This is a genomic window from Polynucleobacter sp. 35-46-11, from assembly GCF_002281105.1.
On sequence record NZ_NCFJ01000463.1, the window covers coordinates 1 to 1,966 of the forward strand.

3 protein-coding genes and 1 pseudogene are annotated in these 1,966 nt (G+C 44.5%); all 4 read right to left on the reverse strand.

Annotated features, from left to right (window positions below):
• A partial coding sequence (rplS, locus tag B7Y67_RS16375) for a 50S ribosomal protein L19 (RefSeq protein ID WP_293599541.1) occupies positions 1-276 on the reverse strand: 276 nt, incomplete at its 3' end.
• 126 nt (positions 277-402) lie between these two features.
• Positions 403-1,149 carry a tRNA (guanosine(37)-N1)-methyltransferase TrmD gene (gene trmD / locus B7Y67_RS16380; RefSeq protein WP_293599542.1) on the reverse strand — a complete coding sequence of 249 codons (747 nt, stop codon included), beginning with the start codon at positions 1,147-1,149 and terminating at the stop codon, positions 403-405.
• Positions 1,150-1,191: 42 nt separating this feature from the next.
• Complete coding sequence (gene rimM, locus B7Y67_RS16385) at positions 1,192-1,755, reverse strand: ribosome maturation factor RimM (RefSeq protein WP_293599543.1); 564 nt, start codon at positions 1,753-1,755, stop codon at positions 1,192-1,194.
• Between the two features lie 93 nt (positions 1,756-1,848).
• Positions 1,849-1,966: pseudogene (rpsP, locus tag B7Y67_RS16390) on the reverse strand (30S ribosomal protein S16); the annotation flags it as partial.

Consider the following 1,966-nt stretch of genomic DNA (forward strand, 5'->3'; position numbering starts at 1 on the left):
ACGCTTCACTTCAATGCTAGCGATCAATGGTGAGTAAGTTTGGAATGTACGCTCTACACCTTCGCCAGATGAAATCTTGCGAACGATAAAGCTGGAATTGAGTCCGCGATTGCGCTTAGCAATCACAACGCCTTCAAAGGCTTGGGTACGCTTACGTGTACCTTCAACTACGTTTACACCAACAACTACTGTGTCGCCAGGAGCAAAAGTAGGAAGTACTTTGTTAGCACTTAAGCGAGCAATTTCTTCTTGCTCAATTTTTTCGATCAAATTCATTATTAATCCTTAAACATCTTGTCAGCGTTTAATCCCGAGATTTTCATCGACGGACCAGACAGAGGATGCAGTTAAAACCATTTCACTAAATCAAAACACAAACACTTCATTCAAAACCATAATTACTTACAGCGTTCGAAGAAATTGCTCATCTTCTTTACTTAGCAACCCATTTGCTCTTGCTGATTTAATTAAATCAGGTCTAAGCTTGAACGTCAGCTCTAAAGACTTCTGCCGACGCCAATCCGCTATTTTAGCGTGATGTCCGCCCAAAAGCACGTCTGGGACAGATAAATTTTCATATATTTCAGGGCGGGTGTAGTGCGGATAGTCCAAAAGGCCATTAATAAAGCTATCTTGGATGGCAGATTCCCCATCCCCTAAGGCCCCTGGAATGAGGCGAATAACCGCATCCAGCATCGTCATGGCGGGTAATTCACCACCAGAAACCACAAAATCACCCATTGAGAGCTGTAAATCAACATTCCGATCAATAAAGCGCTGGTCAACAGCCTCATATCGACCACAAATAAAGGTTAAATTACCGTAATTTAGGATATCTGTCGCTATCTTCTGAGAAAAGACCTCCCCTTGCGGTGCCAAGAGGCAAATTGGCCCAGAAGTAATATTTTGAGCTTGATGAACTGCTTTAACAGCAGATATCGTGTCTTCCAATGGTTTTGCCATCATCACCATGCCAGGACCACCACCATAGGCACGATCATCCACAGTCTTACGTGGATCGGAACAATAATCCCGAGGATTCCAGAGATTGACCTTAGCGAGACCTTGCTCACAGGCGCGACCAGTGATACCCCACTGCGTTAATGCAGAGAACATTTCAGGAAATAAGGTGACTACATCAAAGCGCATATTGGAAATGAAAGATCAGTTGCTTTTTTAGCTTAGAGCCTACTACCAGTCAGGCTGCCAATCTAGAGTAATAAGTCTATTGGCTATGTCCACGTTTTGCACTGCTTCTTTTACGAAAGGCACTAACTGTTTTACTGTCTTAGTTTCTGGATCGCCAAGAGCAATGATTCCGTGGGCGCCATTATCATTCACGTCAATCACCTCACCCAGACTCTCGCCTTCGAGATTAATTGCTTTACAACCAATCAGATCGACCCAGTAATAACTATCGCTGCCTGCTTTTGGAAATACTTCGCGTGCAACTAAGATGCGAGCACCTTTTAAAGCCTCGGCCTGATCACGATCGGTGATGCCATCTAAAGCGATCACTACGGTACCGCTATGCATCTTGGCCTGCTTCACCTTGTAAAGCTCTAATGAAGCCTGCTCATGAGACGCAGCAACACCCGCACTCCGACGAGGAATGAGAGATAACCAAAGTTCTTTGCTAGATAAGAGTGCTACGGGATCAGAGGAATGAGGGCGAACCTTAATCTGACCCTGTAAGCCTTGAGCGTCCTGAACTGCACCGAGCTCAATCAAATCATCTAGGGAAGGTGTATTCATATTGAAGCCACCTCAACTCCCCAAATAACACTACCAGTAAATTCTGCTACCAAAGACTTCATCATGAAGAGAAAGTCTTTGGATTTGAAGTCTTTAGACTGCAGGATTGTTTTTGATTAAACGAACTACTGTTGGAGAGATCTGCGCGCCAACACCAGTCCAATAGGTCAAACGATCTTGAGCAATACGCATTGCTTGCTCAGTCGCTGCT